Genomic DNA, 19,811 nt, shown 5'->3' with positions numbered 1-19,811 from the left:
GCGCTCGGCGACGGCGTGAAGAAGGTCTACGAGGGCGAGCTCGGCCCGATGAAGAAGCTCCGCCGCGTGCCCGGCGTCATCGCCGAGCAGGAGGCCGCCGAGGCCGCTGCCGCCGAGAGCGTCTCGGCCTGACCGACATGAGCGAAACTCTGGCACTCGTAGAGAGCCCCGTTCAGCTTCTCAACGTGCTGGAGTGGGCGCATGTCAATCCTCCGGCGTCACCGTCGGCGGCGCGTCCCGGAGTGGCCTCGGCCGCTCCGGGACGCGGCCCGCTGACGGTCGTCGTACTGTCCCCGAAGGACGTGATGAGCCGGGGGCAGCTCCGGCGCATGACTGAACTCGCCATGGACGAGGGCCACAACGTGCACTGGTGCGAGCCGCGTTCCTCGCGGACCGCGCTGGCGAAGATCGCGACGGAGCTGACGCCCGAGCTGCGCAGAGCCCGGCGGATCGTCCTCGGTGACCCCTTCTCACGGCTCGTGCAGGTGCTGCTGCCGCTGAGCCGCGCCCGCGAGATCACGGTCGTGGACGACGGCACCGCCACCATGGAGTTCACCGAACTGCTCACGCGCGGCGCGCGGTTGGTGCGCTGGCACCGCAGCGGACGGCGCCGCTCACCCGCCGACACCGCCTTCGGGGCCTTCGCCTTCGCCGCCCGGCGCCGGCTCACGCCGGGTCACGGCCGCGAGGTCGAGCTGTTCAGCTCCATGCCCGCCACCCCGCCGCCCGGCATGGCGCTGCGCGCCAACCGCTTCGGCTGGACCAGGGCCCGGTTCGGGCCGCCGCTCATCACGGCCAGCACCGACATCGTCGGTACGTCGCTCGTCGAGACCGGCGTCGTGGACCCCGAGCGATACCTCACGGCTGTCGGAGCACTCGCCCACACCCACGGGGCCACCCGCTACTTCGCCCACCGCCGCGAGAGCCCCGACAAGCTGCGCGCCCTGGCCGCCGCCACCGGCCTGGAGATCGTCCGCCCCGACCTGCCCCTCGAACTCGTCGCCCGGCGCGGCCCCATAGGGCATACGGTCCTGAGCTTCCCGTCGACCGTCCTGCACACCCTCCCGCTGGCCCTCCAGGGCACCGGCGTCCGCATCATCCCCTGCGACGTCGACCCCGCCTGGCTCACGGAGAACGCCTCACCGCGCGCCCAGGGCTTCCTCGCGTCGATCACGGACACGGCCAAGGCCTGACACAACATCAGCCCCACCCACTCGCGCCATTCGGCCCTGCGTAAGCTGCCGGTCACCCACCGCTCACTCTCCCCCGATTGGCTGGCCACATGGCCCAACGTGTCGCCGTCCTGTCCGACAGCACACTCGACGGCGACTCCCGCGCCCACCGGGTGGCCGCCGCTGCCGCCGGAGCCGGATACGACGTCACCCTCATCGGCCGTGCCGTCCCGGATCCCGGGCCCGCGCCGCCCGGGGTACGGGTCTTACGGGCGTCCGTCGCCGAGACCCTGCACCGGCACCGGCTGCGCCGCCCCCGTCCGGGCGTGCGCCGGCCGCTGGCCTACCGGGGCGCGGACGCGTATGAGTACCGCAACGCCCGCCTCACCGCGCAGGCGGCCCTCATCGCGACCCGCAGCGCCGAGCTGGACGTCGTCCACCGCGCGCTGCCGCTGAAGGCCGCCGCCCGCATCGGCCACGCCGGCGCCCACCTCGTGCAGGCCGTCCGCCGGGCCTGGACGGCGGTGCGCTCGGCGCAGTACCGGGCCGCCGTACGCAGCCGGACCACACCGGGCGGGCCGCTGGACAAGGCCGTGGTCACCCTCACCCGAGGCCTGCGCGGCACCGCGGCCTGGCGGCGGCTCGACCCGCTGCTGCTGGACCTGGAGATCGCGTACGGCCCGGTGCTGGACGAACTGCGCCCGCACCTCATCCACGCCCTCGGCCACCGCACCCTCGGTACCGCCGTCCGGGCCGCCTACCGCGCGGAGGGCGCCGGGCACCGTATCGAGGTGGTCTGGGACGCCTTCGCCCGGCGCGCCGCCTCCCACCGCGGCACCGCTGCCCGTGACGCCCACGAACGGGCCTACGCACCGCTGGCCGACGGCGTCGTGACCGTCGCTGACTCCTACGCCGACCAGCTCCGCAAGCGCCACGCCCTCTCCGCCACCCCGACCGTCGTCCTCAACGCCCCGCCCTACGATCCGCGCCCCGCACCCTCACCCGGCGTACGCGAGGCCTGCCGGCTCGCCCCGGACATCCCGCTCCTCGTCCACAGCGGCGCCGTCGCGCCCTCACGCGGGCTGCTCACCGTCATCGAGGCGCTCCCCAAGCTGTACGACCTGCACGCCGCCTTCGTCGTCCCCGACCCGGCCGACCCGCACCTGCTGGCCCTCACCGCCCGCGCCGCCGAGCTGGGCGTCACCGGCCGCCTGCACGTCCTGCCCTATGTGCAGCCCGCCGACATCCCGGCCTTCCTCTCCTCCGCCGACATCGGCGTCCTCCCCGTCCACCACCTCCCCCACCGCCAGCTCGCGCTCCCGACCCGCTACTTCGAGTACGCCCACGCCCGCCTGCCCGTCGTCGTCGCCGACGTCCGCGCCATGTCCGCCGCCACCCTCGAACTCGGCAACGGCGAGGTCTTCCGCTCCCGCTCCACCCCCGACTTCGTCCGGGCCGTCGGTGCCGTCCTCACCAATCCGCGCCGCTACCGGAAGGCGTATGACCGCACGGACACGCTCCGCGTCTGGTCCTGGCAGACCCAGTCGGCCCCGCTCCTCGACCTCTACGGGAGGCTGCTGGGGCCGGGCCGCGAGGGGTGACTCCTATTCCGGGGTGGCCGGACCCGGGCGATCAGACCGCTACAACGTCCATGGCGCTGTCCAGGCCTTCGAAGTCGTCAGCGTGCAGCCCCGCGTGTCTCCGCGTGCTACAGCTGCTGCCACCGACCGCGACGCGTCGCGGTCGACCGAGGCTTGAGTCACCATGGACGGGCAAGGAGCAAACTGGAGTGATACCCCCGGGCGGATCCGGATAAGCGCCGAACGGGGGACCAGTTCTTCTCCTCGGAGAATGATTTTACGGCGATGTAGCGATCAGGAGCCCAGATGCGGTCTAGCCTGTCGGAGGTGAACGACTCACCATCCGAACCTTCCGAAGCGTCCGAGTCCGAGCCGTACAGCGTGCTGTCCGGCGCGCTGTCGGAGCCGATGCGTGCCGAACTGATCGCCTTCCGGCGGGACTTGCACATGCATCCCGAGCTGGGCAGGCAGGAGTTCCGTACGACGGCCGCGGTCAAGGACCGGCTGGAGCGGGCGGGCCTCAAGCCGTGGGTTCTGCCCGGCGGCACGGGCGTGGTCTGCGACATCGGCGCGACCGACCCCGACCGGCCCCGGCTCGCGCTGCGGGCGGATCTGGACGGGCTGCCGATCCCGGACACCAAGCGGGTGGACTACCGCTCCACGATCCCGGGCCGCGCGCACGCCTGCGGCCACGACGTGCACACCACGGTGGTGCTGGGCGCAGGCCTGGTGCTGGCCGAGCTGGAGCGCGCGGGGCGGTTGCCCCGGCCCGTACGGCTGATCTTCCAGCCGGCCGAGGAGGTCATGCCGGGCGGCGCGCTGGACGCGATCAAGGCCAATGTGCTGGACGGCGTCGGCCGGATCCTGGCCGTGCACTGCGACCCGAAGGTGGAGGTCGGCCGGATCGGGCTGCGGCAGGGGCCGATCACCTCGGCCTGTGACCGCCTCGAGCTGTCGCTGGACGGCTCCGGTGGTCACACGGCCCGCCCGCACCTGACCACCGACCTGGTGATGGCGGCCGCGAAGATGGCCGCCGAGCTGCCCGCCGTCCTGGCCCGCCGGGTGGACCCGCGCTCGGGGCTGAGCGTGGTGTGGGGCCGTATCCAGGCAGGCCACGCCTGCAATGTGATCCCGCAGCACGCCGAGCTGGAGGGCACGGTCCGCTGCCTGGACCTGGGCGCCTGGCGCGACGCCCCGGATCTCGTACACGAGGTGATCGACCAGGTCGCCGGGATGTATCGGGCGAAGTGGGAGCTGACGTACCACCGGGGTGTGCCGCCGGTGGTGAACGAGGCGGACTCCACGGAGCTGCTGCGGGACGCGATGACCGCCCGCTATGGCGCGCACGCCGTCGAGGACACCGAGCAGAGCCTCGGCGGCGAGGACTTCTCCTGGTACCTGGAGCAGGTGCCGGGGGCGCTGGCCCGGCTCGGCGTACGCCCGTTGGGGGACACCGCCAAGCACGACCTCCACCAAGGTGATTTCGATGTGGACGAGGGTGCGATCAAAGTCGGGGTGGAACTCTTCACTTCGGCTGCACTGCTGGTCTGACGTTGGGTGACCGCCCTGCCACGGGCGGTTCACCTGGCCGAAATGCGTCGATCCGATAACGGGTGGCCAACCCCCCTTTACCTGACATCTACGCGCGTTAAGCTCCCGGTTAAGCCAGCGCCGGACGGGGCGCTTCGAGTTGAAGGGGTACCCTCTTGCGCCGGGTAACCAAGATCACCGCCGCGGGCATCGCCTCCGCGGTGCTCGCGCTCAGTGCCACCGCCTGTGGTAGCAGCTCCCAGTCCGACGCCTCTTCCAGTGGAAGCAGCAGCGGCGGCCTGAAGGTCGGCATCGCGTACGACGTCGGTGGCCGTGGCGACCACTCGTTCAACGACTCCGCCGCCGCCGGCATCGACAAGGCCAAGAAGGGCCTCGGCGTCACCCAGGTCAAGGAGCTCACGGCCAAGACCGCCGACACCGACGCGGACCGCGAGACGCGGCTCGAGCAGCTGGCCGACGCGGGCTACAACCCCGTCATCGGTGTCGGTTACTCCTACGCGACCGCGATGACGGCGGCCGCCAAGAAGTACCCCAATGTCACCTTCGGCATCGTCGACTCGGTCGTCCCGGGCAAGAACGTGGACAGCATTCAGTTCACCGAGGAGCAGAGCTCCTACCTGGCGGGCGTCGCGGCCGCGCTGAAGACCAAGACCAACAAGATCGGCTTCATCGGCGGCGTCGACATCCCGCTGATCAAGAAGTTCCAGGCGGGCTTCGACCAGGGCGTCACGGACACCAACCCCAAGGCCAAGGTCACCGCGCAGTACCTGAGCCACGGTTCGGACCTCTCCGGCTTCGCCGACCCCGCCAAGGGCAAGGAAGCCGCCCAGGGCATGCTCGACAGCGGCAACGACGTCATCTACTCGGCGGCCGGCTCCTCCGGTAACGGCGCGATCGAGGCCGTGGCCGGCAAGACGGGCACCTGGGCGATCGGTGTCGACTCCGACCAGTACCAGGACGCCTCGCTGGCCAAGTACAAGAACTCGATCCTGACCTCGGCGCTGAAGAACGTCGACGTCTCGGTCTACGACCTGATCAGCTCCGTCAAGGGCGGCACCCCGCTGACCGGCACCCAGACCTACAGCCTGGCCAAGGGCGGCGTCGGCCTCTCCTACAGCGGCGGCTTCATCGACGACATCAAGACCCAGCTCGACGCCGCCACGAAGAAGATCGTCAACGGCGACATCAAGGTGAAGACCACCGTCTCCTGACACCGGCCCCCGCGGTCACTGTCCGGACAGCTCGAAAGCGAGGCTCGGTGGGGCGAGAGCGCAGGCTCTCCCCTCCCGGGCCTCGCCCATGTGTCCGTCCCGGCGCCGGATAGTGTTTCCGGGTGCGCTCCTGGACGTTAATTTCCGATCCGGCCACGCCTAGCTATGGATCTGACAACGCTACGCGCGTAGAGTTCGGTCCTCGCGATACGTTCGCCACCACCGCCCCCCAATGCCCCCCGCTCTTTTCCCGCGAGGAGAGTGCGCCATCAAAGCGTCCAGTCCGAATGCCGTAGAGCTCCACGGCATTACCAAACGATTCCCCGGCGTCGTGGCCAACCACGACATCGACATCATCGTGCGCCGCGGCACCGTCCACGCCCTCGTGGGCGAGAACGGCGCCGGGAAGTCGACGCTGATGAAAATCCTCTACGGCATGCAGAAGCCGGACGAGGGCACCATCATCGTCGACGGCGAGAAGGTCACCTTCCACGACCCCGGTGACGCCATCGCCCGCGGCATCGGCATGGTGCACCAGCACTTCATGCTCGCCGACAATCTCACCGTCCTCGAGAACGTCGTGCTCGGCAGCGAGAAGCTGTACGGGATCGGCGGCAAGGCCCGCGCCAAGATCAAGGAGATCTCCGACGCGTACGGCCTCGGGGTGCGCCCCGACGTTCTCGTCGAGGATCTCGGTGTGGCAGACCGTCAGCGCGTGGAGATCCTCAAGGTTCTCTACCGAGGCGCCCGCACCTTGATCCTCGACGAGCCGACCGCGGTCCTGGTCCCGCAGGAGGTCGACGCGCTCTTCGACAACCTCCGCGAGCTCAAGGCCGAGGGCCTGACCGTCATCTTCATCTCGCACAAGCTGGGCGAGGTGCTGTCGGTCGCCGACGAGATCACCGTCATCCGGCGCGGCACCACGGTCGGTTCCGCCGACCCGAAGCACACCACGCCCAAGCAGCTCGCCGAGCTGATGGTCGGCAGTGAGCTGCCCTCGCCGGAGACCCGCGAGTCGACGGTCACCGATGTGCCGATGCTGGGCATCGAGGGGCTGCACCTCTCCGAGATCGACCTGGAGGGCATCGAGCGCATCGTCCTGGACCAGATCACCTTCACCATCCACAAGGGCGAGGTCCTGGGCATCGCCGGAGTCGAGGGCAACGGCCAGGCGGAACTGGTCGAGGCCATCATGGGCATGCTCGACCCCGACGCAGGCCGCATCGTCCTCGGCGACGACGACATCACCCACGCCCCGACGCGCAAGCGCCGCGAGGACGGCATCGGCTACATCCCCGAGGACCGCCACCGCCACGGCCTGTTGCTCGAGGCCCCGCTGTGGGAGAACCGCATCCTCGGCCATGTCACCGAACGACCCAACAGCAAGGGCGCCCTCCTCGACCCGTCCGCCGCCCGCCGCGACACCGAGCGGATCGTGCGTGAGTACGACGTCCGCACCCCCGGTATCGAGGTCACCGCGGCCTCGCTGTCCGGTGGCAACCAGCAGAAGCTGATCGTCGGCCGCGAGATGAGCCACCTGCCCAAGCTGCTGATCGCCGCGCACCCCACCCGGGGCGTGGACGTCGGCGCCCAGGCACAGATCTGGGACCAGATCCGCGAGGCCCGCCGCGAGGGCCTCGCCGTACTGCTGATCTCCGCCGACCTGGACGAGCTGATCGGCCTGTCCGACACCCTGCGCGTCATGTACCGCGGCCGCCTGGTCGCCGACGCCAACCCCGCCACCATCACCCCCGAGGAGCTCGGCTCCGCGATGACCGGCGCCGCCTCCGGTCATCTGGAGCACGGCGATGACACTGGGGGAGAGGACCGATGAAGAAAATCGACAAGGAGCGGCTGCTCCTCGCCATCGCCGCCCCCGTACTCGCGATCGTCGTCTCGTTCGTGGTGACCGCCCTGGTGCTGGTCGCCACCGGTAAGCAGCCGTTCGACGCGTTCAACATCATGTTCCAGTACGGCATCAAGAGCGACAGCCAGGTCTACATCCTCGACAAGGCGACGACGTACTACATCGCAGGCCTCGCGGTCGCCATCGGCTTCCGTATGAACCTGTTCAACATCGGCGTCGACGGCCAGTACCGGATGGGCGCCTTCTTCGCGGCGGCCGTCGGCGGTGCCGTCACGCTGCCGAGCTTTCTGCAGATCCCGCTGATCATCCTGGTCGCCATGCTGGTCGGCGGCATGTGGGCGGGCATCGCGGGTGTGCTGAAGACGACCCGTGGCGTCAGCGAGGTGATCGCCACCATCATGCTGAACGCGATCGCCACCTCGGTCATCGGCTATCTGCTCCAGCCCGGCCGGCTCGGCCACCTGGACGCCGCCCAGACCCAGGTCTCCACTGAGCCGCTGCCCGCCTCGGGCCACCTCTTCAACTTCAACATGGGCGAGCTGAACGGCGACGTCTACGGCTTCATCGTCATCGCCGTCCTGCTCGGCGTCGCCTACTGGTTCGTGCTCAACCGCACTCGCTTCGGCTTCGACCTGCGGGCCGTCGGCCAGTCCGAGTCGGCCGCCGAGGCGAGCGGTGTCAGCGTCAAGCGCATGGTGATCACCAGCATGCTGATCTCGGGCGCCATGGCAGGTCTGATCGGTATGCCGACGCTGCTCAACGACGCGCACCAGTTCGGCACCGAGTTCCCCGCCGGTGTCGGCTTCGTCGGTATCTCCGTGGCGCTGCTCGGCCGTAACAACCCGGTCGGTGTCGCGCTGGCGGCGCTGCTGTGGGCGTTCCTGGAGCGGACCTCGACCCAGCTGGAGTTCGAGAACTACGACAAGGAGATCGTCGGCGTCATGCAGGGCGTCATCGTCCTGAGCGTCGTCATCGCCTACGAGGTGGTCCGCCGGTACGGGATCAAGCGCCAGCAGCAGAAGGTCGGCGAGGAGCTCGCCGCCCAGGCCAAGAACAAGCAGGAGGTGACGGCGTGACTGCCACGATGACCAAGACCCCGCCGCCTGCGGCGCCCATAGCGGCCAAGGCCGGCAAGCGCAGGCTCTCCCTTCCGGTGATCCTGCTGATCATCGCGGCCGCGCTCGCGCTCGTATCGGTCGTACGGATCATCACCGGCCAGGGCCAGCTCACCGCCGAAGGCCAGATCAGTGCCGCACTCGGCCTCGCCGTGCCGATCGGCCTGGCGGGCCTGGCCGGCCTGTGGTCGGAGCGGTCCGGTGTGGTCAACATCGGCCTCGAGGGCATGATGATCCTCGGCACCTTCTTCGGTGCCTGGGCCGGTTGGCAGAGCAGCCCCTGGATCGGTGTCCTCACCGGAATCCTCGGCGGCATGCTCGGCGGCCTGGTCCACGCCATCGCCACCGTCACCTTCGGCGTCGACCACATCGTCTCCGGTGTGGCGATCAACATCCTGGCGCTCGGTGCCACCCAGTACTTCGCCAAGCTGTGGTTCAACACCGGCGAGGCCGCGACCAAGGGTGGCAACCCCAAGCAGTCGCCGCCCGTCGACAGCCTGCCCACGGTCACCGTGCCGGGTCTGTCGAGCTGGCTGCACGACATCGAACAGCACGGCTGGTTCTTCGTCTCCGACCTCGCTGGCATTCTCGGCGGCTTCGTCACCGACTTGTCGGTGCTGACCATCCTGGCCGCGGTGCTCTTCGTCGGCAGCTTCTTCGTGCTGTGGCGGACCTCGTTCGGCCTGCGGCTGCGCTCCTGCGGTGAGAACCCGATCGCCGCCGAATCGCTCGGCGTCAACGTCTACCTCTACAAGTACATCGCTGTGATCATCTCCGGCGGCCTCGCCGGCCTCGGCGGCGCCTTCCTGGCGATGGTCCCCTCGCACATCTACCTCGAGGGCCAGACCGGCGGCCGCGGCTACATCGGCCTCGCCGCGATGATCTTCGGCAACTGGCGGGTCGGCGGCCTGGCCACCGGCGCCGGGCTCTTCGGCTACGCCGACGCCCTGCAGCTGCGCAACGGCGGCCCGACCGTCCACGCGCTGCTTCTCCTGCTCGTGGTGCTGCTGGTCCTGCTGGCGGCGTGGAAGCTGTGGAGGAAGGCGTACGTCCAGGGTGTCGTCAGCGCTGTCATGGCCGGGCTGGTGCTGCTCTGGTTCCTCATGACGGACCAGGTCCCCGACGACTTCGTCGGTGCCACGCCGTACGTCGTCACCCTGCTGGTGCTCTCCCTGTCGGCACAACGGCTGCGTATGCCCAAGGCTGACGGTATGCGCTATCGGAAGGGCCAGGGCAAGTGAGCGACTCCCCCTCGATCGACTGGGAGGCGCTGCGGACGCAGGCCCGGGATGTCATGTCCCGGGCCTACGTCCCGTACTCCGAATTCCCCGTGGGTGTCGCGGCCCTCGTCGACGACGGCCGCGTCATCTCGGCGTGCAATGTGGAGAACGCCAGCTATGGGCTCGGGCTGTGCGCCGAGTGCGGGCTCGTGTCGGCCCTGCACGCCACCGGGGGCGGCCGGCTGGTCGCCTTCACCTGCGTCGACCGCGCGGGCAATCTGCTCATGCCGTGCGGCCGGTGCCGTCAGCTGCTGTGGGAGCACGGGGGCCCCGAGCTGCTGGTCGACATGGCGGGCGGGGTGCGCACCATGCGGGACGTCCTGCCGGACGCGTTCGGCCCCGAAGACCTGATCAATCGTTAGGAACGTAACTAACTATGGCTACCGATGCTATGGACGCCATCTCCGTCATCCGTACGAAGCGGGACCGCGGCCGACTGAGTGACGAGCAGATCGACTGGGTCATCGACGCCTACACGCGCGGCGTGGTCGCCGACGAGCAGATGTCGGCGCTGGCCATGGCCATCCTGCTCAACGGCATGGACCGCGCCGAAATCGCCCGCTGGACCGCCGCGATGATCGCCTCCGGCGAGCGGATGGACTTCTCCTCCCTGCCGCGCCCCACCGCCGACAAGCACTCCACGGGCGGCGTCGGCGACAAGATCACCCTGCCGCTCGCGCCCCTCGTCGCGGCCTGCGGAGCGGCTGTCCCGCAGCTCTCCGGGCGCGGGCTGGGCCACACCGGCGGCACGCTCGACAAGCTCGAGTCCATCCCCGGCTGGCGGGCCCTGCTGTCGAACGACGAGATGATCGGCGTCCTGCGGGACACCGGCGCGGTCATCTGCGCGGCGGGCGACGGGCTCGCCCCGGCCGACAAGAAGCTCTACGCGCTCCGCGACGTCACGGCGACGGTCGAGGCCATCCCGCTGATCGCGTCCTCGATCATGTCCAAGAAGATCGCCGAGGGCACGGGATCCCTTGTCCTGGACGTCAAGGTCGGCTCCGGCGCCTTCATGAAGAACCTGGAGCAGGCGCGCGAACTCGCGTCGACCATGGTCGGGCTCGGGACCGACCACGGCGTCAAGACGGTCGCCCTGCTCACGGACATGTCCACCCCGCTGGGCCTGACGGCCGGCAACGCCCTGGAAGTCCGTGAGTCCGTCGAGGTCCTCGCGGGCGGCGGGCCGGCCGACGTCGTCGAGATCACGCTCGCCCTGGCCCGCGAAATGCTTGACGCCGCGGGCCTCAAGGACGCCGACCCCGCGAAGGCCCTCGCCGACGGCTCCGCGATGGACGTCTGGCGCCGGATGATCGCCGCCCAGAGTGGCGACCCCGACGCCGCCCTGCCGGTGGCCCGTGAGCAGCACGTCGTCACGGCCTCCGCGTCCGGTGTCCTCACCGGCCTCGACGCCTACGCCGTCGGCGTCTCCGCCTGGCGCCTCGGCGCAGGGCGTGCGCGTAAGGAAGACCCGGTCCAGGCCGGCGCCGGCATCGAACTCCACGCCAAGCCGGGTGACTCGGTCACGGCCGGCCAGCCCTTGCTCACGCTGCACACCGACACCCCGGAGAAGTTCGACTACGCCCTCGCCGCCCTTGACGGCGCTGTCGAGATCTCGCCCCCGGGCACGGAGTACCCGGCCAAGCCCATCGTGCTGGACCGTATCGCCTGACCTGCGGTTCCCCGTACGGGTGAGTGGGAACGCCGGCAAGAGGGGTCGGGGGCGGAGGGGTGGGGGTCCTGGATGCTCCGCATATTTGTGTGCGGCATGCCGGGTGAGGCAGCGGAGGGCCCGTCACGCACGTAAATATGTCGATCCAGGACTCCCACCCCGGAGGCCCCGGCCCCGCAGGCCCCGGCCCCGGCGACCCCCGACCGGGCCGCCGGGGTGGCGTGGTGGCCCGGGCTCAGGCGGTCCGGGCGGCTGCGATGGCCTGGCGGGTGCCGTAGAGGGTGATGCAGGCGACGCTTACGACGGCGGCGAGGGCGAGGGCGACGGTGCCTGACCAGCCGGCGGAGTGGTAGGCGGAGGCGCCTACGGTGCCGCCGAGGCTGGCGCCGATGTAGTAGGCGGTGAGGTAGAGGGCGGAGGCCTGGGCACGGCCGAACGTGGCGGTGCGGCTGACGGCGCCGGAGGCGATCGCGTGGCCGGTGAAGAAGCCGCCGGTGATGAGTACGAGCCCGGCGAGGATGAGAGCCAGGGAGCCGGACAGCGTGAGCAGCAGCCCGGCCGCAACCAGGGCGACGGCGACGTACAGGGCGCCGCGCCGGCCGAGGCGGGCGAGCAGCCGGCCGGAGCCGGCCGAGGCGGCCGTGCCGACGAGGTAGACCAGGAAGATGAGGCCGATCGCGGACTGGGAGAGGGCGAAGGGCTGGGCCGCGAGCCGGTAGCCGAGCACCGTGTAGACGGCGCCGAAGACGGCCATGAAGAGCAGCCCGATCAGGTACAGCCGCCGCAGCAGGGGATTGCCCAGGTGCGTGGTGACCGTACGCCACAGAGCGGCCGGGTTGACCGGGGCCGGGCGGAAGTGGCGGGCGGCGGGAGCGAGCATCCGGAAGGCGATGGCGCAGGCCAGGGACATGAGACCGACGGCGAGGAGGGCGGCCCGCCAGCCCGCGTACTGGGCGACGGCGCCGGTGAGGATGCGGGAGCTCATGCCGCCGATGCTGTTGCCGGCGACGTAGAGGCCGATGGCCGAGGCGACCGCCTTGGGGTGGACCTCCTCAGCGAGGTAGGCCATGGCGGTGGCGGGCAGACCGGCGAGGGCAGCGCCCTGGACGGCCCGCAGCACGACAAGCCAGGTCAGGTTCGGCGCGAAGGGGATGATCAACGCCAGGCCCGCCGCGCTGAAGACCGAGGCCGTCATGACCGCCGTACGCCCGTACTTCTCGCTCAGCGCGCTCATCGGCAGCAGCGCGACCGCGAGCGCGGCGGTGGCCGCGGAGACGGTGAGGCTGGCCTCGGCGGGGCTGAGGGAGAGGCCGACGGAGATCGCCGGGAGCAGCGCCTGCGTGGAGTAGAGCAGGGCGAAGGTGGCGAGGCCGGCGGCGAAGAGCGCGTACAGCGCACGGCGGTAGCCGGCGCCGCCGGGGCTCAGCTTGGGCGGCAGGGGCGGCTCGGACGGCGAGATCGAGGCGCCCACGCGGATCACGGTGGACGCCCCAGTATCGGCAGGTGGCATGCCACAAAAGTAGGCCTGCCTCTTTCATGCGTCCAATGCACAAAGTGCGGATAATCGTTCCCATGGCGCATGAACACAGCTCACAGCCAACACTGTCACGAAGCAGTGACAGAAAAGAAATCTCAGCCGCCGCCGATCTGGAGCCCGAGTCGTGGGCGACCGTGCTGGCGCCGCGCCTGGCGCAGTTCGCCGCTGTGGCCCGCCATGAGCATGTGACGCGGGCCGCGCAGCAGCTCGGCATGCCGCAGTCGACCCTCAGCCGGGCCATGGTCCGGCTCGAACTCGACCTGGGCGTCGCACTGTTCGCCCGCCAGGGCCGGACAGTGTCGCTGACCCCGGCCGGCCGCGGATTTCTGGCGTCCGTGGAGCGGGCGCTGGCCGAGGTGGAGCGGTCCGCCGAGTCCGTACGGGCCGACGCCGACCCGGAGGGGGGCAGGGTGGCCTTCGGCTTTCTGCACACGCTGGGTACGGAGACGGTGCCGGGGCTGCTGCGGACCTTCCGGGCGGACCATCCGCGCGTGCAGTTCACCCTTGTCCAGGGGTACGGCGAGGCGATGCTGGAGCGGCTGCGCGCAGGTGAGCTCGACCTGTGCCTGACCTCTCCTGTGCCTGACGCCCCGGATCTGGTCACCCGCCGTCTCGACGAGCAGCGGCTGCGGCTCGTCGTCCCGGAGGGCCACCGGCTGGCGGGCCGCAAGCGGGTCCGGCTGGCAGAGGCGGCCAACGAACTCTTCGTGACCCTCGAACCGGGCTACGGGCTGCGCCGGATCACCGACGCACTCTGCGCGGAGGCCGGCTTCACCCCGAGGATCGCCTTCGAGGGCGAGGAGGCCGAGACCCTGCGCGGCCTGGTGGCGGCAGGCCTCGGTGTCGCCCTGCTGCCGCCACCGACGGTGCCGAGGCCGGGCGTGTCCGAGCTGACCGTCACCGCGCAGCGCGCCGTCCGCGAGATCGGCGTCGCCTGGCTCGGGGGCCATCCGGACACGCCGCCGGTCGCCGCCTTCAAGAAGTTCCTGATCGGCCGCAGGGGCCACCTGCTGCCCGCGTAACCCTGTGGGTCATCGCACGCCTCCCTCGGGGAAAGCGCTCAGGCGCGTACGTCACGAAGGTACCGTCCCGAAACCCACCGCCAGCGGCATGCGCAGCCCCAGCGGCGGGGGAGCGGCCAGGGCGTCGGCGACGGGCCGGGCGAGGGCTCCGCCGAGGAGGGTACCGAGGACGAAGTCGGCGGTGAGGGCGGCGACTTCGGGGCGGTGCTCCTGCAGCAGATGGCCGTCGGAGTGCACCTCGAAGCGGCAGACGTCGCGGTTGACCTTCTTGGCCCGCTCGGCGAGCCGGTACGACAACTCGGGGTCGGTGTCGTCGTCATTGGTGCCGTGCACCATCAGGATCTTGCGTCCGATCAGCTGCTTCACCGGGTCGGGCTCGGTGCCGGCCGGCAGCCAGGGGGCGATCGCCACCACGGAGCTGACCGCCGGGTGCCCGGCCGCCCGCAGCGCGGCGCGGGCGCCCATGTCCATGCCGACCAGGCACACCGGTATGTCGCCGTAGCGCCGGACGATCTCGTCGACCGCCCAGGACGCGTCCTCGGCGGGATGCGCGTGGCCGCCGTTCCAGCCGCGGAAGCGGTAGTGCACGACGTGCGCCGCCAGACCGTCGTCCCGTCCGGAGCGGATCAGCCTGCGGCCCAGCGGCAGCATGGCCGCCACCGCCATCGGCGAACGGCGGCGCGTGCTCAGCGCATCGCCCCCCGGCAGCAGAAGCACGGCGGCGCGCACGGTTTCGTACGACTCCCGCCGTGCCGCCGGTACCAGTCCTGCCGGGACCAGTCCCGGAGTTATCTGTCTGCCCAACCGCGCACCACGCACAGGCAAAGCTTGCGAAGCCATGGCAGAACCATGGCAGACATTCAGGTGTGCACGAACTGACCAGCAGGTCAATTTTCCGCATCGCCCCGAAGGTCTACGCGCGTAGGCCCCGCAAGCGCTATCGTGCGGTAATGACGAGCTCAAGCCTCAGCCTCCCGGACGCGGACCGGATCCGCCGCGCGCCGAAGGTGCTGCTGCACGACCATCTCGACGGTGGCGTCCGCCCGGGGACCGTCGTCGACCTCGCCCGCGAGTCGGGCTACTCCGCCCTGCCCGAGACCGATCCAGTCCGGCTCGGCGACTGGTTTCGACAGTCCGCCGACTCCGGCTCGCTCGAACGCTACCTGGAGACGTTCTCCCACACCGTCGGTGTCATGCAGACCCGGTCGGCACTCGTCCGTGTCGCCGCCGAGTGCGCCGAGGACCTGGCCGCCGACGGCGTCGTCTACGCCGAGATCCGGTACGCGCCCGAGCAGCACCTCGAAGCCGGGCTTTCCCTGGAACAGGTCATCGAGGCCGTCAACGAGGGCTTCCGCCTTGGCGAGCGCCGCGCCCACGAGGACGGCAACCGCATCCGCGTCGGCGCGCTGCTCACCGCGATGCGGCACGCCGCCCGCTCCCAGGAGATCGCCGAACTCGCCAACCGCTACCGCGATCTGGGCGTCGTCGGCTTCGACATCGCCGGCGCCGAGGCGGGCTTCCCGCCCACCCGCCACCTCGACGCCTTCGAGTACCTCAAGCGTGAGAACAACCACTTCACCATCCACGCCGGCGAAGCCTTCGGCCTGCCCTCCATCTGGCAGGCGCTCCAGTGGTGCGGCGCCGACCGGCTCGGGCACGGCGTCCGCATCATCGACGACATCCATGTCGCCGACGACGGCTCGGTCAAGCTCGGCCGGCTCGCCTCCTACGTACGCGACAAGCGCGTGCCCCTGGAGATGTGCCCGACCTCCAACCTGCAGACCGGCGCGGCCGCTTCGTACGCCGAGCACCCCATCGGGCTGCTGCGGCGGCTGCACTTCCGGGTCACCATCAACACCGACAACCGGCTGATGAGCGGCACCAGCATGAGCCACGAATGCGAGCGGCTGGTCGAGGCGTTCGGCTACACCCTCGATGACCTGCAGTGGTTTACGGTCAATGCGATGAAATCAGCGTTCATCCCTTTCGATGAACGTCTCGCGATGATCAACGACGTGATCAAGCCCGGCTACTCCGAGCTGAAGGCCGAGTGGCTCTTCCGGCAGACCGTCCCAACACCCCCTGTGGCCAGGGAATCCGGCCCGGGCGAGGGCTAGCGGCGGCGGGCCGGGGGCAGGGGGCGCGGCCTCGGATCCGGGCGACAGCGGCGGCGCGCTGTCGGGCGCGTCCGGTTGCGGCCGTCGCGCGATCGTCGATACGTTCCGAAGTCGCGTGGTCACATCCTGTTGTCGCGCGCCGCACCAAGCACCATCCCCCATCGCGAGGACCGCAACCATGAAGACCGGAACCGTCAAGACCCTCGGTGTCGCCGTGCTCGGCATCGCCTTCGCCGGCGCCGCCGCCGGCTCGGCCTCCGCCGCCCCGTCCGAGAGTGCTCTTCCGACGCTGCCGGGGGCGCTTCCGGTAGCCGTGCCGGCCGCCGACATCGTCAAGGCCCTGCCGCTGGGCCAGGTCTCGCAGGCGCTGCCCACCAAGACCGCCCACGTCGTCCCCGGCGTCATGGACACCCCCCGGGGCCTCGGCACCCTCCTCGGCGGCCTCCCCACCGGCGCCCTTCCGCTGGCCGGCGCCCTGCCGCTGGGCGGCTGACACCACCCCCGTACGCCAGAGCGGGCCGCACCCTTCCACAGGGCGCGGCCCGCTTTCGTACGGTCAGACGGCGTACCCCGCGCTCTTCTCCGAGGGCAGCAGCACCCAGAGCGCGAGATACACCAGGAACTGCGGCCCCGGCAGAAGGCACGACAGCACGAAGATCACGCGCATCGTCGTCGCGGACGTGCCGAACCGGTCGGCAAGCCCGGCGCAGACCCCGGCGATCATCCGGCCGTTACGGGGGCGGACCAGTGCGGACATGGGAGGCTCCTTCGTGGTTCAGCGGTTTGGCTGATGACTCCACGCTAGGGGCGCATAGGGGGCTGAATCGTCGCTCTACGGGGCGATCCCGACCCTGGAAGCCGTCGGGGTAGGCCCCCGAGCCGGTCGCGAGGCGGTGACCGTGCACCGATCCGGTGGGGCGGGCGGTGCCTCCGGCACGACGGCCGGAGGCCTGCGCAGCTGTCCCGCTGTGACATCAGCCGCTGACGCGGCGGGCGCGAAGCGTGCGAGGGCGGCGTCAAGCAATTGGGCTGCCGACCCTGGGAATCGTCGGGGTGGGCCCCTGAGATCGCCGACGGGCCATGCCGGCGCGGCGGCGGAGCCGGTGGCGGACGGCGGGGACGACGGCGAGGTAGGCCAGGGCGACGCCGAGAGTGTTGAGGAGCAGGGCGTCGACGTCGAAGATCTGGCCGGGGACGCCGGTCTGAAGGAACTCGACGGCGAGGGAGACCATGAGCCCCGCGAAGACCGTGCGGGCGAAGGAGCCGAGGCCGGAGACGACGACGCGGCCGCCGGCCATGGGCAGCAGGACCCCGAGGGGGGCCAGCAGGGCGAGGCCGGCGCCGAGGCGGCGGGCGGCCAGGAGAGGGTCGGGCTGGGCGAGGTCGGCGCGGATGGTGGCGAGCGGTCGCAGATTGGGGGCGTCGACCCAGGCGACGTACTGGGGACGCAGCATCAGCCACCCGATGAGTGCCAGGTACGCCGCAGCGAGAACCAGGCCCGCCGCGCGCACTTTGGGGAGAGAGCCGTCGCGCCGCACGCCTGCAAGGACGCAGGTCATTGCACGGCGGTTCCCGCAGTCCGCGAGGCATTCGTCCGCAGCTCGTCGGTGCAGCTGTAGCGGCGCGGGGCGCCGGAGCCCGATCCGCCGAGTACGACGGTGCCGTTCGTGGAGCCCGCCGCCGTACCGGCGAAGGTGCACACCAGCTGGGCGAGGGCGAAAGGCGGCAGCTCGTCGAGGGGGATGCTCAGCCGCAGAGCGTCCGCCGGGTCGGTGCGGTGCGGCCCGATGAGCTTCAGGTCGTCGGGCACGGTGGTGGCGAAGCCGGCCGAGGACTCGTCGGGGCCTGGCTCCCGCTGGAGCTCGGCCAGCAGCCGGTCCGCGGTGGCGAGCCGCCCCGCGACGGGGGCGGCGGACGCGGCCGACGTGGCGGACGTGGCGGACGTGGCGCGCCACAGGGGGCTGACCTGGGCGCCCCGGCAGACCAGGTAGAGCCGCACGGGGCCCGCTGACGTGCCGGCCGACGCAGACGCCGATGCCGAGGCGCTCGGGGCCGTGCACGACACGCGGGACGGCGCGGCCCCGGCGTCCACCGGCACGGACGTGGCGCGGATGCCGCACGCGGACGCGGACGCGGCCACCGTGAGGACCGCCCCCAGCGTGGCGGCGACCCGCCGACGGGCGGTACTCACTCGTTCTCGCTCCCTTCCAGGGGCGCTTCCTTGGGCATCGGCAGCCGCAGGGTGAACACGGCCCCGCCGCCCCGCCGGTTCGCGGCGGTGATCCCGCCGCCGTGGATGTGTGCGTTCTCCAGCGCGATGGACAGGCCCAGCCCGCTGCCCTCGGAGCGGGCGCGCGAGGCGTCCGCCTTGTAGAAGCGGTCGAAGACATGCGGCAGTACGTCCTCGGGGATGCCCGGGCCGTTGTCCGCGACCTCGATGACCAGCTCCTCGCCGACCTGCCGGACCTTGACCCGCACCGGAGAGCCGCCGTGCTTGAGGGCATTGCCGATGAGGTTGGCCAGGATGACGTCCAGGCGGCGCGGGTCCAGCCGTACGAAGATGCCGCGGGGCGCGTCCAGTTCCACGGAGTCCAGCCACGCGCGGGCGTCCATGCAGGCGGTCACCTGGTCGGCGACATCGACCTCGTCGGAGACCAGCTTGGCGGTGCCCGCGTCGAAGCGGGTCACCTCCATCAGGTTCTCCACCAGCTCGTTCAGCCGCCGGGTCTCGGAGACCACCAGCCGTACGGCGGGGGCGATCAGCGGGTCGAACGATTCCGCCTCGTCCTCCAGCACCTCGGCGACGGCGGTGATCGCGGTCAGCGGCGTACGCAGCTCGTGCGACATGTCGGCGACGAAGCGGCGGCTGGCCGACTCCCGGGCGCTCAACTCCTCGACCCGCTGCTCCAGGCGCTCGGCGGTGTGGTTGAAGGTCCGCGACAGATCCGCCAGCTCGTCGGTGCCCGACACCCGTAGCCGCGTGTCCAGCTTGCCCTCGCCGAGCCGGCGGGCGGCGTCGCCGAGCCGCTGGACGGGCCGCAGCACCGTGGAGGCGGCGGCCTGGGCGAGCAGCGCGGCGCCGATCAGGGCGAGCGCGGTGGCGATGCCGAGCGACCAGGCCAGCGAGTTGAGGTCCTTGCGCTCGGCCTCGAGGGACTTGAACATGTAGCCGGTCGGCCCGCCGCCGATCATTTTGGCGCCGCCCACCAGATAGGGCTGGCCGTGCAGATTCACCCGCTGCCAGTACAGGTGGTACTCGGACGGGTCGTTCGGCTTGGGGTTCTTCTTCTCGACGGCCTTGCGGAGCGTCGCCGGGACGTCGGCGATCGAGAAGCCGCCGGGCTGGGACGTCGTGGTGCACTGGTTGTCGATCAGCAGCACCTGGTAGTTCTGCGTGCTGTTGGCTATGTCGGCGGCCGCCTCGCCGAGGTCCGTGCAGGACGCCGACAGCGACAGCGAGCCCGCGGTACGGGACATGGCGTCGCGGAAGTCGTTGAGCGACGCGTTCTGGGCGCGGGTCAGGACGGCGTCGCGGTTGAGCCAGTACGCGATCCCGGAGGCGGACACGGCGGCGGTCAGCGCGACGGCGGCGAACACCGCCACCAGGCGCAACCGCAGGCTGGTGAGTCGCAGCAGCCGGGACTTCCAGCCGTTCAGCCGGGCGGGCTCGGACAGCTCGTCGAGATGGTG

The 19,811-nt window shown here is 70.9% G+C and carries 18 protein-coding genes and 1 pseudogene; 13 read left to right on the top strand and 6 right to left on the bottom strand.

The features are described from left to right. The 10 genes and pseudogenes from EFK10_RS51085 to EFK10_RS30555 all read left to right on the top strand — a co-directional run. A pseudogene (locus EFK10_RS51085) lies at positions 1 to 132 on the top strand (N-acetylneuraminate synthase family protein); the annotation flags it as partial. Between the two features lie 5 nt (positions 133 to 137). Then, complete coding sequence (locus EFK10_RS30595; RefSeq protein WP_127358896.1) at positions 138 to 1,193, top strand: hypothetical protein; 1,056 nt, start codon at positions 138 to 140, stop codon at positions 1,191 to 1,193. Positions 1,194 to 1,282: 89 nt separating this feature from the next. Continuing rightward, on the top strand, positions 1,283 to 2,773 hold the full coding sequence (locus tag EFK10_RS30590) for a glycosyltransferase family 4 protein (protein ID WP_127358895.1): 1,491 nt from the start codon (positions 1,283 to 1,285) through the stop codon (positions 2,771 to 2,773). Between the two features lie 387 nt (positions 2,774 to 3,160). Next, positions 3,161 to 4,303, top strand: a complete 1,143-nt coding sequence (locus tag EFK10_RS30585; RefSeq protein WP_240677571.1) for a M20 family metallopeptidase — start codon at positions 3,161 to 3,163, stop codon at positions 4,301 to 4,303. A 155-nt stretch (positions 4,304 to 4,458) separates the two neighbouring features. Then, positions 4,459 to 5,514 (top strand): BMP family lipoprotein, encoded by a 1,056-nt coding sequence (locus EFK10_RS30580; RefSeq protein ID WP_127358893.1) that lies wholly within the window; start codon positions 4,459 to 4,461, stop codon positions 5,512 to 5,514. A 232-nt stretch (positions 5,515 to 5,746) separates the two neighbouring features. Continuing rightward, positions 5,747 to 7,348 carry an ABC transporter ATP-binding protein gene (locus EFK10_RS30575; protein WP_127358892.1) on the top strand — a complete coding sequence of 534 codons (1,602 nt, stop codon included), beginning with the start codon at positions 5,747 to 5,749 and terminating at the stop codon, positions 7,346 to 7,348. Continuing rightward, positions 7,345 to 8,457 carry an ABC transporter permease gene (locus EFK10_RS30570; protein ID WP_127358891.1) on the top strand — a complete coding sequence of 371 codons (1,113 nt, stop codon included), beginning with the start codon at positions 7,345 to 7,347 and terminating at the stop codon, positions 8,455 to 8,457. Before EFK10_RS30575 ends, EFK10_RS30570 begins: the two co-directional genes overlap by 4 nt. Then, positions 8,454 to 9,737, top strand: a complete 1,284-nt coding sequence (locus EFK10_RS30565) for an ABC transporter permease (protein ID WP_206305644.1) — start codon at positions 8,454 to 8,456, stop codon at positions 9,735 to 9,737. Before EFK10_RS30570 ends, EFK10_RS30565 begins: the two co-directional genes overlap by 4 nt. Next, positions 9,734 to 10,138 carry a cytidine deaminase gene (locus tag EFK10_RS30560; RefSeq protein ID WP_127358890.1) on the top strand — a complete coding sequence of 135 codons (405 nt, stop codon included), beginning with the start codon at positions 9,734 to 9,736 and terminating at the stop codon, positions 10,136 to 10,138. Before EFK10_RS30565 ends, EFK10_RS30560 begins: the two co-directional genes overlap by 4 nt. A 29-nt stretch (positions 10,139 to 10,167) precedes the next feature. Continuing rightward, positions 10,168 to 11,445, top strand: a complete 1,278-nt coding sequence (locus tag EFK10_RS30555) for a thymidine phosphorylase (protein WP_127358905.1) — start codon at positions 10,168 to 10,170, stop codon at positions 11,443 to 11,445. Positions 11,446 to 11,680: 235 nt separating this feature from the next. Here the strand turns inward: EFK10_RS30555 and EFK10_RS30550 are convergent, their stop codons facing one another. After that, a complete protein-coding gene (locus EFK10_RS30550; protein WP_127358889.1) occupies positions 11,681 to 12,955 on the bottom strand; it encodes an MFS transporter in 1,275 nt (424 codons plus the stop codon). A gap of 62 nt (positions 12,956 to 13,017) precedes the next feature. Between EFK10_RS30550 and EFK10_RS30545 the strand changes: the two genes are divergently transcribed. Further along, a complete protein-coding gene (locus EFK10_RS30545; RefSeq protein WP_127358888.1) occupies positions 13,018 to 14,004 on the top strand; it encodes a LysR family transcriptional regulator in 987 nt (328 codons plus the stop codon). A 51-nt stretch (positions 14,005 to 14,055) separates the two neighbouring features. On the opposite strand, the gene EFK10_RS30540 is transcribed toward EFK10_RS30545, so the two are convergent. Then, positions 14,056 to 14,844: an alpha/beta hydrolase gene (locus EFK10_RS30540; RefSeq protein WP_127358887.1), complete on the bottom strand. Its 789-nt coding sequence runs from the start codon at positions 14,842 to 14,844 to the stop codon at positions 14,056 to 14,058. 110 nt (positions 14,845 to 14,954) lie between these two features. Between EFK10_RS30540 and EFK10_RS30535 the strand changes: the two genes are divergently transcribed. Both EFK10_RS30535 and EFK10_RS30530 read left to right on the top strand, forming a co-directional pair. Then, positions 14,955 to 16,121, top strand: a complete 1,167-nt coding sequence (locus EFK10_RS30535; protein WP_127358886.1) for an adenosine deaminase — start codon at positions 14,955 to 14,957, stop codon at positions 16,119 to 16,121. 178 nt (positions 16,122 to 16,299) lie between these two features. Next, on the top strand, positions 16,300 to 16,614 hold the full coding sequence (locus EFK10_RS30530) for a hypothetical protein (RefSeq protein WP_127358885.1): 315 nt from the start codon (positions 16,300 to 16,302) through the stop codon (positions 16,612 to 16,614). 63 nt (positions 16,615 to 16,677) lie between these two features. Here EFK10_RS30530 and EFK10_RS30525 read toward each other — a convergent pair whose 3' ends face one another. The 4 genes from EFK10_RS30525 to EFK10_RS30510 form a co-directional block, all read right to left on the bottom strand. Next, positions 16,678 to 16,878, bottom strand: coding sequence for a PspC domain-containing protein (locus EFK10_RS30525; RefSeq protein WP_127358884.1), 201 nt, complete (start codon positions 16,876 to 16,878; stop codon positions 16,678 to 16,680). Positions 16,879 to 17,137: 259 nt separating this feature from the next. Then, a complete protein-coding gene (locus tag EFK10_RS30520; RefSeq protein ID WP_127358883.1) occupies positions 17,138 to 17,680 on the bottom strand; it encodes a VanZ family protein in 543 nt (180 codons plus the stop codon). Next, complete coding sequence (locus EFK10_RS30515; RefSeq protein WP_240677568.1) at positions 17,677 to 18,312, bottom strand: hypothetical protein; 636 nt, start codon at positions 18,310 to 18,312, stop codon at positions 17,677 to 17,679. Before EFK10_RS30515 ends, EFK10_RS30520 begins: the two co-directional genes overlap by 4 nt. Continuing rightward, positions 18,309 to 19,796: a sensor histidine kinase gene (locus EFK10_RS30510; protein WP_127358903.1), complete on the bottom strand. Its 1,488-nt coding sequence runs from the start codon at positions 19,794 to 19,796 to the stop codon at positions 18,309 to 18,311. The genes EFK10_RS30515 and EFK10_RS30510 overlap by 4 nt, the downstream gene beginning before the upstream one ends. Between the last annotated feature and the right edge of the window lie 15 nt (positions 19,797 to 19,811).

It is taken from the genome of Streptomyces soli (assembly GCF_003999195.1).
Taxonomy (GTDB): Bacteria; Actinomycetota; Actinomycetes; order Streptomycetales; family Streptomycetaceae; genus Actinacidiphila; species Actinacidiphila soli.
This window is presented reverse-complemented; position numbering and strand designations above follow the sequence as displayed.

What these genes read in the sequence shown, in the direction of transcription:
- EFK10_RS30585 (WP_240677571.1), top strand. Translation starts at nt 3,161, where the DNA reads ATGCGTGCCGAACTGATCGCCTTCCGGCGGGACTTGCACATGCATCCC.
- EFK10_RS30545 (WP_127358888.1), top strand. Translation starts at nt 13,018, where the DNA reads ATGGCGCATGAACACAGCTCACAGCCAACACTGTCACGAAGCAGTGAC.
- EFK10_RS30540 (WP_127358887.1), bottom strand. Translation starts at nt 14,844, where the DNA reads ATGGCTTCGCAAGCTTTGCCTGTGCGTGGTGCGCGGTTGGGCAGACAG.
- EFK10_RS30550 (WP_127358889.1), bottom strand. Translation starts at nt 12,955, where the DNA reads ATGCCACCTGCCGATACTGGGGCGTCCACCGTGATCCGCGTGGGCGCC.
- EFK10_RS30530 (WP_127358885.1), top strand. Translation starts at nt 16,300, where the DNA reads ATGAAGACCGGAACCGTCAAGACCCTCGGTGTCGCCGTGCTCGGCATC.
- EFK10_RS30570 (WP_127358891.1), top strand. Translation starts at nt 7,345, where the DNA reads ATGAAGAAAATCGACAAGGAGCGGCTGCTCCTCGCCATCGCCGCCCCC.
- EFK10_RS30555 (WP_127358905.1), top strand. Translation starts at nt 10,168, where the DNA reads ATGGACGCCATCTCCGTCATCCGTACGAAGCGGGACCGCGGCCGACTG.
- EFK10_RS30520 (WP_127358883.1), bottom strand. Translation starts at nt 17,680, where the DNA reads ATGACCTGCGTCCTTGCAGGCGTGCGGCGCGACGGCTCTCTCCCCAAA.
- EFK10_RS30590 (WP_127358895.1), top strand. Translation starts at nt 1,283, where the DNA reads ATGGCCCAACGTGTCGCCGTCCTGTCCGACAGCACACTCGACGGCGAC.
- EFK10_RS30575 (WP_127358892.1), top strand. Translation starts at nt 5,747, where the DNA reads ATGCCCCCCGCTCTTTTCCCGCGAGGAGAGTGCGCCATCAAAGCGTCC.
- EFK10_RS30535 (WP_127358886.1), top strand. Translation starts at nt 14,955, where the DNA reads ATGACGAGCTCAAGCCTCAGCCTCCCGGACGCGGACCGGATCCGCCGC.
- EFK10_RS30595 (WP_127358896.1), top strand. Translation starts at nt 138, where the DNA reads ATGAGCGAAACTCTGGCACTCGTAGAGAGCCCCGTTCAGCTTCTCAAC.
- EFK10_RS30525 (WP_127358884.1), bottom strand. Translation starts at nt 16,878, where the DNA reads ATGTCCGCACTGGTCCGCCCCCGTAACGGCCGGATGATCGCCGGGGTC.